This is a genomic window from Defluviimonas aquaemixtae (genome assembly GCF_900302475.1).
Lineage (GTDB): Bacteria > Pseudomonadota > Alphaproteobacteria > Rhodobacterales > Rhodobacteraceae > Albidovulum > Albidovulum aquaemixtae.
In genome coordinates this window covers 357,571-370,145 of sequence record NZ_OMOQ01000002.1, presented here as the reverse complement: position 1 = coordinate 370,145, position 12,575 = coordinate 357,571, and the positions used below count along the sequence as shown (strand labels likewise).

The window sequence follows — 12,575 nt, the reverse complement described above, 5'->3', positions numbered from 1 at the left end:
TTCAATTCGCCAGATCGCGTATTATTAATCGGAAAACCCGATTAGAGAGCCGACATGTCCGATCTGCTGTTCGACCGTAGGCAATCCGTTCTGGCGGTGATCGACGTACAGGCGCGCTTTCTCGACAAACTGCCCCCGCAACAGCGCGAGCCGCTGGTTGGACGCATCGCGTGGCTGATTGGGGTTGCCCGCCATCTCTCCGTTCCGGTCGTCGCGATGGCAGAGGACGTCGAGCAAAACGGACCGCCAGTCGGGGAAGTCACGGATGCACTTCCGCCCGAAACGCGGGTTTTCGACAAACGGGTGTTCGGACTTGCCGGTCAGGGCGACATTCTGGACGCAGTCCGCGCCAGCGGGCGAACCGAGGCCGTGTTGCTGGGGCTTGAGACCGATGTTTGCGTCTCTCAATCCGCCCTCGGTCTTCTGGCCGCTGGTTATCGGGTGGTCGCCGTATCCGACGCGACAGCGTCTCCGGGCGAACATCATGCGGCGGGACTCGCACGAATGAAGCAGGCAGGCGTCACGATCACAACCGTGAAAGGCATCTTTTACGAGTGGGCCCGAGATCTGGAAACGCTCGGACACACACGAAGCGCGATGGGTGCCATACTTCCAGCCGGGCTGACACTCTGATGCAGATCGAGCTCATCGAAACCTTCCTTGATCTCTGCGACTCGCGCAGTTTCAACCGGACCGCCGACCGGCTCGGCGTGACCCAGTCCACCGTCTCCGGCCGCGTCCGCGCGCTAGAACGCGCGCTCGGCCATCGGCTGTTCACCCGGTCGCGTTCGGGCACGGAGCTCACCACTGAGGGCCTGCGGTTCGCACCCCATGCGCGCGGTCTTCTCCATGGCTGGTCTGAGGCCCGCAACGCCGTGCGTGATCCCGGTTCGGGCGCGGCCACGATGCACATCGGCATCCAGCATGACCTGGTGAACATTCATTTCAGCGAGCTGATCCGCGATTTCCGCGCCGCGCTGCCGGACACTTCGTTCTTCTTTGAGGCTGACTACTCGGTGCAGATGTGCTTGGACCTGACGACCGGAAAGGAGGATTTCGCGATCCTCTTTGCTCCTCGATATCATCCTGACCTCCACTTCCAGACGCTGGGAGAGATTACCTATCTCATGGTATCGACCGAAACCGACCGCCTGTCCGACGTCCGACGCGAGAGCTACATTCTTCCGCATTTCTCCGACGCATTGATTCAGATCCACGCGGCGCTCCACCCAAGGCTGACCGGGGCGAGCCTTTCGATCGGCCAGAACGCGGCGATGGTAGAACTTGTCAGCACCCTCGGCGGGACGGCCTACGTTCTGCGCAACTCGGCCGAGGAACTCGTGCGCGCCGGGTCCTGCCGCTTGGTGGCCGACGCGCCGCCGATTCCGCAGCCGATCTACGCGGGCATTCACATCCGCCATCGGCACCGCTCCGCCCACAGACGGCTGCTCAGCATTCTCAGCGCGCGATTCGGTCCTGGGGAGCGCTCGCTGGCGCGACGGCGGGTGGGTTAAGACAAGGCTCTATTCTGCCCGAATATTCCCGTATCCGGGATGTTCCTCCAACTCAACAACCGGCCCATCCGCCTCGACGGCGTCGGCATCGTCATGCGTCACCAGAAGGGCGGGGATGTTTCGGTCCCGGATGTGACTGAAGACGAACTGCCGCAGATCCGAGCGCAGCGCGGGATCAAGCTTCGAGAAGGGCTCGTCGAGCAGAAGCGCGCAGGGCTCGGCGAGCAGCGTCCGCATCAACGCCGCGCGGGCGCGCTGACCGCCCGAGAGCGTGGCGGGATCGCGGTCCGCGAATCCGGCGAGGCCGGCCTGTTCCAGCGCGGCGGCCACGGCGGCCCGGCGCGCGGTGCGTCCCCGGACCTCGTGCGCGAGGCCGAAGGCGAGGTTGTCACCCACCGATAGGTGCGGGAATAATGCGGCGTCCTGGAACAGAACGCCGATCCGTCTGCGCTCGGCGGGAAGATGAGTGACGTCCCGATCGTCGAGAAGGACTTTACCGGTCGCCCCGAAACCGCGCGGAAGATGGCCGCCGACAACGTCCAACAATGTCGACTTGCCGATGCCGGACGGGCCGACAACTGTCGCGATCACCCCTCTCGGAACGCGCAGCGTGAGGGGCGGGAATAGCGGGGTTTCGTCGTTTTCCGCATGAATAGAGACGCTTTGAAGCTCCAATCCCCTCATGAAACCGCCCCCGAAAGTTGCCGACTATTGCGGTGGAGAAACGCCGGGACGGCGAGTGCCGCGAGGTAGGCCGCGAACGGCAAAGCCGCCTGCAACACCGCGTAGACGCCGGTCACGCGGCGATCTGATCCCGATGACAGCGTGACCGCTTCGGTCGTCAAGGTGGCGACCCGCCCGGCCCCGAGAAACAGTGTCGGCAGATACTGCGCGACCGAGACGGCGAAACCGATCGCCGCCGCAGTCATCACCGGTCGCAGCAACACCGGAATCTTTACCGCGAACAGTCGGCGGACCGGGCCGGCCCCGAGCGCTGCCGCCGCGCGCGGCAGTCGGGGATCGAGCGACCGCCACGGATCGGAGAGCGCGATCATCACGTAGGGAAAGACAAATAGCGCTTGCCCCCAAATCACCGCGCCAAGCCCGGCCGGCAAGCCCGCGCGCAAGAAAGTGACGTGAAGTCCGTAGAGGAAGGCGATTTGAGGCACGAGAAGCGGCAAATAGATCAGCGCCTCGGCCCAGCGCGCACGCGGCATCCGGGCGCGATCCTCGCCCTCGAGCCACGCGATAGCCAACGCGACCGACAGGAGGGTCGCCGATGCACCGATCACCACCGTCGTCCCGAACGCCATGCCCCAGCCCGCGCCGGGCCGCATCCAGGCCTTCATGCTCCAGCTCTCGGGAAGCGCGGCGGGGAACGACCAGCGCCAGGCCAGAGACCAGACGAGCAGCGACAGAAGCGCCGCCGCCCCGATCGCCAGAAGCCCCGCCGCGAGAGCGCCCGCGGCGACAAGTCCGGGTTCCGCAGGCACGCCGCGCCCGCCCCGGCGCAGCCATAAGAGTCCGATCCGCACGCCCAGACGCTCGGCGATCCACCACGCGGCGATCCCGGCCAGCACAATTGCGGTTTGCAGTAGCGCCGCCGCCGAGGCCGGAAGGATCAGGGTCGTGTCGGCGGCGAGAAACCACCGCGTGACCGCTACCGCGAGAACCGGGGGATTGGACGGGCCGAGGATTATCGCCATGTCAACGACCGATAGCGAGAACGCAAGCACGACGTAGACCGGCAGCCGGATGAGCGGATAGAGCTGCGGCATGATAACCTTGATCCAGATGATCCCGCGCCCGTAGCCCAGCGCCTGGCCCTGTGCGATGTGTCGCCTGACCGGAAGCTGCGTGAGCCCCGCAAGGATCACCAGAAGGAAGAACGGCACCTCCTTGATGGCGAGCCCAAGGATCAGCGCGAGCCCCATCGGGTCGTTCACGGTCGCAAGGTCGGGCGGCAGGTCCCAACCCGTTGCCCAGGGGCTCAGGATGCGCGCGATCCAGCCTGAGGGCGCCATGACGAACGCAAGCCCGATCGCCATCGCGGCATGTGGCGTGGCCAGGAACGGCGATAGAAGCCGCCCGCCGGTCACCGGCCCGAACCGGTCATGCAGCGTGGCGGCAAAACCGATGGCCAAAACCAGTGACAAAAGCGTCGCGGCAAAGCCGGTCCAGACCGTCAAAGAAAGGCTCGTCGCGAAACCCGGCAACGCGAATAGCCGCCTCCAGGGATCGAGCGACAGCGTCTCGGCTCCGATCGCGGGGAGAATTCCGAAGGCCGCCCGCGTGGTCTCGGCCAAACCCGCGAGGATCGGCAGGACGAGCCCGGTTACCACGAGGCACAGCACTGTCAGGCGAAGAAGGCGGCCCTCGGGCGACGTCATTCGGTATAACGCTTCGCCCATTCCTCGGCGATCCGGGTCATCCAGCCGGGATGCGGCTCGTTCAGCGTGCGGCCGAGCTCTTCGTTCGTAGGCAGTGCCGGAGAGGAGGGCAGGGCATCGAAGGCCGCCTTCTCTTGGGCCCCCAGTGCCGCAGGATCGAGCACGGAGTAGCTGCCTAGAATGGTAATGTCCTGCGCGCGCGCCTGTGTCGCGGGATCTAGAAGGAAGTTCGCGACGACCATCGCGCCCTCCTTGTGCGCGGCGTTGAAGGGGATTGCGACGAAGCTCACATTGCCGATCGATCCGCCTTCAGGCGCGTAGCTTCTGACCGAAAAGGGCAACAGACCACGTTCCACGGCCGCCGCGGCCGCGGCCGGGTCGAAGGCCATCGCGAAATCGACCTCGCCATCGTTCAGCATCTGCTGCAGCACGCTTTCGTTTTCGGGAAACGTCTTGCCCTGCCGCCAGAGATGCGGGCGGAGCGCGTCGTACCAAGTCCAAAGCGGCTCTGTCACGCCAGAAAACGTCTCATCCGTCGGCTCGGACTGAAGCAGGGCCGGGTCCGGCGCGAGCTCGATCAGCGCCTGCTTCAGGAAGGTCGCCCCCATGAAGTTCGACACGGCGGGATGCGTGAACCGGCCGGGATGTTCGCTTGCCCAATCGAGAAGCGCGGTCACCGAACGCGGCGGCTCCTGCACTCGGGCGCTGTCATGTGTCAGCACGAATCGCGCGAGCCGCCAGGGCGATTCGTAGCCTTCGGTGGGGATCGTGAAATCTACCGTCGCGGCGGAGCCTTCGGATAGGTCGAGGTATTTCGCGTTGGGCAGGTCCTGGACGAACGGGCCGTAAAGCAGCCCCTGTTCCTTCATCGACAGGAAATTGTCGCCGTTTATCCAGATCAGATCGACCGAGCCGCCCTCGGTCTTTCCGGCGGCTTTCTCGGCGATGACGCGGGTGACCGCCTCGGCGGTGTCGGAGAGCTTCACGTGGTGGATCGTCACGCCGTATCTGGCGTCTAGCTCGTCGCTTGCCCAGGCGATGAAATCGTTCGTGCGCTCGTCTCCGCCCCAGGCGTTCCAGAAGACGGTCTGGCCGCGCGCGGCGGAGAGCGTGTCGTCCCAGCTTTCCGCGAACGTCGGGACGGCGATGGCTGCAATGAGCGCGGAGATGATGGGGAGACGCATTCTCACTCCTCGTTTTTCTAACTGTTACTCGTTGATCCAAACGCGGCCCAGCCCTGATGCCAGCGCGACAACGTGGTGACCGCGCAGAGCGCCGCGAACGCCCAAGCGAGCGCCGGGAAAGCTGCCGGCCAAACGCACATCGCGACAAAGACGGCGATGGTTTCGGCGCCCTCGGCAAGCCCGCCGAGATAGTAGATGCCCTTTGTCGGATAGGCCTCGGCGGTCAGACCGCGCCGGGCAGCAATCGACGCGTAGGCCAGAAAGCTTGACCCGGTGCCCACGAAGCTCGCGATCAGCGCGGCGGCGGGCAGAGCGTTCGCCGCCGGGTCGGAGAGCGCAAAGCCCAGGGGAACGAGCGCGTAAAAAACGAAGTCGAGCGCGATGTCGAGGAATGCGCCCCGGTCGGTCGGTCGCGTGCGACGCGCGATGGCCCCGTCGAGGCCATCGGCGATCCTGTTGGCGAGGATGAGGAGGAGGGCCAGCCCGAACACCCCCACAGCCAGGGCGGCCACCGCGGCGAGCCCCAGCGTGAAGCCCAAGATCGTCATCTGATCCGCTGTCACGCCGCGCGCCGACAGCGCTCTGGCCGGAGGGTCCAGCACAGCGCGCAATACGGGCATCAGGCGGTGGTCGATCATTCAACCCCTCCGCCAGGTGTGGAACCGCTCGAGGAGGCGAAGCGCCGTGTCGTTCACATGCGCCTTCCGCCACTCCCCCGCGGCGTATTTGTTGGCCTCGGCGAGCGTCGGGTAGATGTGGATCGTCGACAGGATCTTACCCAGGCCCAGCCCTTGCTTCATCGCCAGCACGAATTCCGCCATTAGGTCGCCAGCATGTTCGCCGACGATCGTAACCCCGAGTATTTCGTCCTTGCCGGGCGGCGTCAGGACCTTGACGAAGCCATGCGCCGCGCCGTCCGCGATCGCCCGGTCGAGGTCGTCGATGCCATAGCGCGTGACCTCGTACTTGATCTTCTTCTCGCGCGCTTCCTGTTCGTTCAGACCGACGCGCGCCACTTCCGGGTCGGTAAAGGTCGCCCACGGGATCACTCGATAATCGGCGCGAAACCGTTTGAACTTCCCGAAGAGCGCATTGACCGAGGCGAACCACGCCTGATGCGCGGCTGTGTGGGTGAACTGAAACGGCCCCGCGACATCGCCAGCCGCGAGGATATTGGGATAGAGCGTCTCAAGGTACTCGTTCGTCTCGATCACCTTGCCGGTCGGAATGCCAAGTTCCTCGAGCCCGTAGCCCTCCAGCCGCGCGGCCCGCCCGACAGCGACGAGAAGATCGTCGAAGGGGATGCGCTGCGTCGCGCCCTCCGCTTCGACCTCGATCCACTTCTCCCCGTCGGTCACGCCGCAGCCGGTAGCCTTGTGCCCGGTCAGAACGACCACCCCATCGGCTTCAAGCGCCTTTTCGGACAATTCAGAGACTTCTTCGTCCTCACGGATCAGGATGCGCGGCAGCATCTCGACCTGCGTGACCTCGGACCCGAGCCGCGCGAAACTCTGCGCCAGTTCGCAGCCGATCGGACCACCGCCCAGAACGACAAGCCGCGTCGGCGCCGCGTCGCGCTTGGCCATCTCGTCCCACAGAGTGTCGGATGTCAGATAGCCCGTCGCGTCGAGACCTGGCAGCGGCGGGACGAAGGGCTCGGCTCCCGTGGCGAGGATGACCGAGCGTGTCGTCAGCCGTGCCGCCTCGCCGTCCTCGCCCGTGATTTCGACCGTCCACGGATCGATGAGTTTGGCATGGCCCAACCGCACCTCGACGCCGAGGCCTTCGTACCGTTCGACGCTGTCATGCGGCTCGATCTTCGCGATCACCTCGCGGATGCGCTCGAACACCTTGCGGAACGAAAACTCCGGCTGCGTCACCGACAGGCCGTAATGGTCGGCATGGCGCATCTGATGCGCAAGCTTCGCCGACCGGATCAGCGCCTTTGACGGCACGCAGCCGTAGTTCAGGCAATCGCCCCCCATCTTGTGGCCTTCGACCAGCGTCACCTTTGCCTTCACCGCCGCCGCGATGTAGGAGGATACCAGCCCCGCGGCCCCCGCGCCGATCACGACCATGTTGCGGTCGTATCTCGCGGGACGGTCCCAGCCGGAATAGGCCCGCCGCCGCTTCACAAGGCGCAGCGCGAATTTAGCCATCCACGGGAAAAGCCCCAGAAGCACGAACGACAGGATGAGAGGCGGCGACAGGATGCCTGAGAGACTTTCGAGCTGGGCCAGTTGCGTGCCCGCGTTCACGTAGACCGCAGTGCCGGCGAGCATGCCGATCTGGCTGACCACGTAGAACACCCAGGCCTTGATCGGTGTCAGCCCCATCAGAAGGTTGACCGCAAAGAAGGGCACAGCCGGGATGAGACGCAGCGTGAACAGATAGAACGCCCCGTCCCGTTCGATGCCTTCGTCGATCGCTGTCAGGCGCGAGCCGAATTTCTCATGCACCCAATCGCGCAATAGGTAACGCGCGGCAAGAAAGGCGAGCGTCGCGCCGATCGACGAGGCGAAGGACACGATCAGAAGCCCCCACCAGAAGCCGAAGAGCGCCCCGACGGCGAGCGTCATCCAGGCCGCGAGCGGGAGTGACAGCGCAGTGACCGCCACATAGGCAACGAATATGCCAAGCGCGACCGAGACGGGCCGCGCCGTGCGCCAATCTTGCACGCGCGTAAGTTCGTCGCGCAGCATCTCCAGATCGGGAGGATTGCGGCTGATCATCCAGATCAGCACCGTGACGACCAATACCAACGCGAGGAACAGGACGGGCTTCTTCATCTGTCGCTTTCCGCTGCGCGGCGTCTTTTCGCGGCCCGCGCAAGGCCTCGGCTGAGTGTCATTCCGATTGATCCATCCCCGGTTCCCGTCGCGACCGTTGTGCACCGAAGGAACGGTTCAGGCCAATACCGTTACACAAATGTCCGCATCTCGTGATCGCTGCGTGAGCAGACAGCAAGAGGTGCCCGCGCGATCGGCGGGCACCTCCTTCGGCGTGAGTGGCTTCAGTTGAGAACAGCGCGGATTTGGCCACCGCGATTGCTGTCGTCGCCGTACAGAATTGAGCGGATCGCGCCGACCTGGGCGCTCGTGAGGTTGTCGAAATCGCCGTTCGGCACCAGGCGCTCGGCCTCAGCGCGGGCCGGGCCGCTCAGCTCGCCCGGGTTGGTCATAGCGGCTGCCGCGCCGGCGGTGGAGAGGATGAGGGCGGTGGTAAGAAGAATGCGCTTCATGATCTGTCCTTTCGGGTTCGGTTCGTTTTGGCTCATGCCCGACGTCCGGGCCGGTAATGGGAAGATGAGGGTCCAGGCCGCCGCTGGGAAATCACAGTCCGCTCGCGGCAGATCACGCAGATTTTGTGCGCCGTTTGCACGAGCGTTACCGACTCTCACGCGCGCGCCAGCGGAGCGCGCAAAGAGTTCATGTCGAACGATTTTCTTGTTGATGAATTGTTTCGCCGACCGTCCGAAATCTCACAGGGGCGTGCTGGCTTCGCCCTCTCGCGCAGCGAAGTCAAGTGCGCAGACTATGTGTGCGATGATGCACATGCGCCTCGGGCCGCTCAGCCACCCGGCAGATGGTCCAGAAGATTGCTCCTGGCCCCAAGGATGTGCTGCCGGGTCAGCGCGCCCGCGCGTGCCGCGTCGCACTTCGCGCAGGCATCGAGAATCGCCTCGTGCTCCTCCGTCGCGCGCCGGACACCGTTCGAGAGCGACAATTGCGCCCGCAGGTGCCGGTCGACGCGGTCGAGCGTCTTCTCGATGACATCCAAATGATAGGACAGACCGCTCGCACGATAGAGATGGGTGTGGAACCTGCGGTTTAGATCGCCCCATTCCGACGGTTGCGTCGCCTTGTCGAACGCAATGAGATAACCGCGCGCCGTCTCGATCACCTCGGCGTCCATGTTCGGCACCGCCCGTTCGATCACGTGCCCTTCCAGCAGCGCGCGGAATTCCCAGATCTCGCTCGCCTCGGCGGGTGAAATTCCCGCGACGACCGCGCCCTTGAAGCGCTGCGTCTCGACCAGCCCCTGCTGTTCCAGCATCGTCAGCGCCTCGCGCACCGGGATGCGGCTGGTGTTGAACATGCGGGCGATCTCGTCCTGGCGCAAAGGCGCGCCGTCGGCAAGCTGGCCGTCCACGATCGCTTTCTTCAGCGCCTCGTAGATGATGACGGCCGCCGATGCTCTGCGCCCGATATCCACGCTGTCGATCCGCACCCTGTTCTCCGTTCGATGATCGCCCTTGATTATTGTATCCAATATCCAGTATCCGAGTCACGTGGAATCATTAGAGCGACTCGGAAGGGGACAGGCGATGTGGCGCGGCGTGATACCCGCGGTGACGACGAAGTTCACCGAGGACGGCAAGCTCGACAGGGCGGAGATGGAGCGCTGCTTTGCGCTTCTCATTGGGGCCGGCTGCCACGGGCTCATCGCCTGCGGGACGCTCGGCGAAGGCAATATGTTGTCGCCGGACGAGCGGCTCGAGGTTTTGCAGCTCTGCAAGGCCGCGTCAGGCTCCAAACCAGCGCTTCTGACGATTTCCGAACCCGGTACGCGCGAGGCCTGCGAGCTTGCGAAGCGCGCGGCCAAGGCCGGGGCGGACGGGCTAATGATCGTGCCCTCGCCGATCTACTTCACGAGCCGCGACGAGACGGTCGCCAACCTCCGCGCGATCGCCGCCGCCGGCGACCTGCCGGTGATGATCTACTCCAACCGCGTCGGCTACCGCGTCGACGTGACGCCGGACATGATGGCCGAGCTCGCCGACGACGCGCGCTTCGTGGCGATCAAGGAAAGCTCCGACGACATCCGCCGCACGACCGAGATCTTCAACGCCGTGGGCGACCGCTACGACGTCTTCACCGGCGTCGACAACCTCGCCTACGAGGCGCTCATCATGGGCGCGGTCGGCTGGGTCGCCGGGCTTGTCACCGCTTTCCCGCGCGAAACCGTCGCGATCTACGAACTGATCCGGCAGGGCCGCCTGGACGAGGCGCGGACGATCTACCGCTGGTTCCGGCCGCTCCTCGATCTCGACGTCTCGACCTTCCTCGTCCAGCAGATCAAGCTGGCCGAGGTCCACGCCATAGGCTCGAACGACCGCGTTCGCGCCCCGCGCCTGTCGCTTTCGGGCGAGCACCGGGAGCGCGTGGAGCGGATCGTGAAGGATGCCATCGCCGCAAGACCCGACCTGCCGGAGCTGTGAGGAAACGCCATGACCGCCCGCCCCGACGTTCTGATCATCGGCGCGGGCGTCATCGGCCTTTCCATCGCGCATGAGGCGCTAGCGCGCGGGCTGACCGTCACGGTCATCGACCGCGAGGGTCCTGCGGCGGGCGCGTCGGCCGGCAATGCCGCCGCCTTCGCCTTCACCGAGATCCAGCCGCTCGCTTCGCCCGCGACGCTCCTGAAGTCGCCCGCCTGGCTCCTCGATCCGCTCGGTCCGCTCTCGGTGCCGCCGCGCTACACGGCCCGAATCGCGCCCTGGATGCTGCGCTTCGCGGTGGCGAGCCTGCCGCACCGGGTCGCGCGCTCCACCGCCGCTCAGGCGGCGCTGATGACGCTGGCGCGCACGTCGGTCGAGCCGTTCATGGCCGCGACCGGGACGCTGCCGATGTTGCAGCGGAACGGGCAGATCCAGGTCTATGAGACTGCGCGGGCCTTCGACGCCGCGCGCCGCGCCTGTGACGCGGCCGCGCGCCACGGCTTCACCTTCCGGCACCTCGCCGGGGGGGACGAGATCGCCGCCATCCAGCCCGGCCTCGCGCCCCGCTTCGGCCACGCCATCTTCACGCCCGACTGGTGGTCGGTCGCCGACCCCAAGCTCTACGTCGAGGCGCTGGCCGAGACGTTTCGCGACCGGGGCGGAGCGCTGGAGCGGGCGGAGGCCCGCGCCATCAGCCTTGCCGGCCAGACGGCGGTCCTCACCACCGACGGCCGCAGGCTCGAAGCCGGGCGGATCGTCCTCGCCGCCGGGGCGCATTCCCACCGCATCGCCCGCACCATCGGCGACCGCATCCCGCTCGAGACCGAGCGCGGCTACAACACCACGCTGCCCCCGGGCGCATGCGACCTCCGCTGCCACATCACCTTCGCCGAACACGGCTTCGTCGCCTCCCCTCTCTCCACCGGCATCCGCATCGGCGGCGCGGTGGAACTCGGCGGGCTCGACCTGCCGCCGAACTTCACCCGGGCGCGGGCGATGCTGAGGAAGGCCGCGGATTTCCTGCCGGGGCTCGAGGCCGAGGGCGGACGCGAATGGATGGGCTTCCGCCCGTCGCTGCCCGACACGCTCCCGGCGATCGGAGAAAGCCCGCGCGCGCCAGAGGTCATCCATGCCTTTGGCCACGGCCATCTCGGGCTCACCCAGTCGACCGCGACCGCGCGGATCGTGGCCGATCTCCTGACCGGCACGCCGCCGCCCATCGACATCGCCGCCTTTTCGCCCGGCCGCTTCAGGGGCCTACCATGACCAGCCACACTTTCCTCTGCATCGACGGCCATACCTGCGGCAATCCCGTCCGCCTCGTCGCGGGCGGCGCGCCGCAGCTTCAGGGCAAGACCATGCTCGAAAGGCGCGCGCATTTCCTCGCCGAGTACGACTGGATCCGCACCGGGCTCATGTACGAGCCGCGCGGGCACGACGTGATGTCCGGCGCGATCCTCTACCCGCCGACGCGCGACGACTGCGACACCGGCGTGCTCTTCATCGAGACCTCCGGCTGCCTGCCGATGTGCGGCCACGGCACGATCGGCACCGTCACGACGGCCATCGAGAACGGTCTCGTCACGCCGAGGACGCCCGGCGTCCTCCGCCTCGACACGCCTGCCGGCCCCGTCACCGCCGAGTACCGGCAGGAGGGCCGGTTCGTCGAGGAGGTGCGGCTCACGAACGTTCCCGCCTACCTCCACGCCGAGGGACTGACGGCGGAGGTCGAAGGCCTCGGCGCGATCACCGTCGACGTCGCCTATGGCGGCAACTTCTACGCCATCGTCGAAAGCCAGGAGACCTTCCGCGACATCGGGGACCATTGTGCAATCGACCTTGTCGGGTGGAGTCCGAAGCTCCGCGCTGCGCTCAACAAGAAGTATACCTTCACCCACCCCGAAAAGCCCGAGATTGCCGGCCTCAGCCACATCCTCTGGACCGGCGCGCCCAGACACCCCGAAGCCACCGCCCGCAACGCCGTGTTCTACGGCGAGAAGGCCATCGACCGGTCGCCGTGCGGCACCGGCACCTCTGCGCGGATGGCACAGTGGGCGGCGAAGGGGCGGCTGGCCGAAGGGGAGGACTTCGTCCACGAAAGCATCATTGGCTCGCTCTTCAAGGGCCGCATCGAGGGGCATGCGAAGGTGGGCAATCACGGCGCGATCATCCCCTCGGTTGCGGGCTGGGCGCGGGTGACGGGTTACAACACCATCTTCATCGACGACCGCGACCCCTTCGCGCATGGTTTCGTCGTGATCTGAGA

Annotated in this window: 12 protein-coding genes; 5 read left to right on the top strand and 7 right to left on the bottom strand. The window is 66.0% G+C overall.

The features are described from left to right. Window positions 1-54 precede the first annotated feature (54 nt). The gene (locus DEA8626_RS13580; RefSeq protein WP_108853775.1) at window positions 55-633 is read left to right on the top strand and encodes an isochorismatase family protein; all 579 of its coding nucleotides are present in this window, start codon (window positions 55-57) and stop codon (window positions 631-633) included. Next, window positions 633-1,514, top strand: a complete 882-nt coding sequence (locus tag DEA8626_RS13575) for a LysR family transcriptional regulator (protein WP_108853774.1) — start codon at window positions 633-635, stop codon at window positions 1,512-1,514. Before DEA8626_RS13580 ends, DEA8626_RS13575 begins: the two co-directional genes overlap by 1 nt. A 9-nt stretch (window positions 1,515-1,523) precedes the next feature. Here the strand turns inward: DEA8626_RS13575 and DEA8626_RS13570 are convergent, their stop codons facing one another. From DEA8626_RS13570 to DEA8626_RS13540, 7 genes are all read right to left on the bottom strand, one after another. Beyond that, entirely contained in the window at window positions 1,524-2,198 is a 675-nt protein-coding gene (locus tag DEA8626_RS13570; RefSeq protein WP_108853773.1) for an ATP-binding cassette domain-containing protein, read from the bottom strand. Then, window positions 2,195-3,925 carry an ABC transporter permease gene (locus tag DEA8626_RS13565; RefSeq protein ID WP_219929200.1) on the bottom strand — a complete coding sequence of 577 codons (1,731 nt, stop codon included), beginning with the start codon at window positions 3,923-3,925 and terminating at the stop codon, window positions 2,195-2,197. The genes DEA8626_RS13570 and DEA8626_RS13565 overlap by 4 nt, the downstream gene beginning before the upstream one ends. After that, window positions 3,901-5,088, bottom strand: coding sequence for an ABC transporter substrate-binding protein (locus tag DEA8626_RS13560; RefSeq protein WP_108853771.1), 1,188 nt, complete (start codon window positions 5,086-5,088; stop codon window positions 3,901-3,903). Before DEA8626_RS13560 ends, DEA8626_RS13565 begins: the two co-directional genes overlap by 25 nt. A 17-nt stretch (window positions 5,089-5,105) precedes the next feature. Beyond that, complete coding sequence (locus DEA8626_RS13555; protein ID WP_108853770.1) at window positions 5,106-5,726, bottom strand: CDP-alcohol phosphatidyltransferase family protein; 621 nt, start codon at window positions 5,724-5,726, stop codon at window positions 5,106-5,108. Continuing rightward, entirely contained in the window at window positions 5,727-7,877 is a 2,151-nt protein-coding gene (locus DEA8626_RS13550) for a dihydrolipoyl dehydrogenase family protein (RefSeq protein WP_108853769.1), read from the bottom strand. A gap of 224 nt (window positions 7,878-8,101) precedes the next feature. Then, window positions 8,102-8,329, bottom strand: coding sequence for a hypothetical protein (locus DEA8626_RS13545; protein ID WP_146188870.1), 228 nt, complete (start codon window positions 8,327-8,329; stop codon window positions 8,102-8,104). A gap of 329 nt (window positions 8,330-8,658) precedes the next feature. Further along, on the bottom strand, window positions 8,659-9,318 hold the full coding sequence (locus DEA8626_RS13540) for a GntR family transcriptional regulator (RefSeq protein WP_108853767.1): 660 nt from the start codon (window positions 9,316-9,318) through the stop codon (window positions 8,659-8,661). A gap of 97 nt (window positions 9,319-9,415) precedes the next feature. Here DEA8626_RS13540 and DEA8626_RS13535 point away from each other — a divergent pair, with 97 nt between their 5' ends. Genes DEA8626_RS13535 through DEA8626_RS13525 form a run of 3 tightly spaced genes read left to right on the top strand, consistent with a single transcriptional unit; the run spans window position 9,416 to window position 12,573 of the window. After that, window positions 9,416-10,309, top strand: coding sequence for a dihydrodipicolinate synthase family protein (locus DEA8626_RS13535; RefSeq protein ID WP_108853766.1), 894 nt, complete (start codon window positions 9,416-9,418; stop codon window positions 10,307-10,309). A 9-nt stretch (window positions 10,310-10,318) separates the two neighbouring features. After that, the gene (locus DEA8626_RS13530) at window positions 10,319-11,575 is read left to right on the top strand and encodes an NAD(P)/FAD-dependent oxidoreductase (protein WP_108853765.1); all 1,257 of its coding nucleotides are present in this window, start codon (window positions 10,319-10,321) and stop codon (window positions 11,573-11,575) included. Next, the gene (locus tag DEA8626_RS13525) at window positions 11,572-12,573 is read left to right on the top strand and encodes a 4-hydroxyproline epimerase (protein ID WP_108853764.1); all 1,002 of its coding nucleotides are present in this window, start codon (window positions 11,572-11,574) and stop codon (window positions 12,571-12,573) included. The genes DEA8626_RS13530 and DEA8626_RS13525 overlap by 4 nt, the downstream gene beginning before the upstream one ends. The last annotated feature ends 2 nt before the right edge of the window (window positions 12,574-12,575 follow it).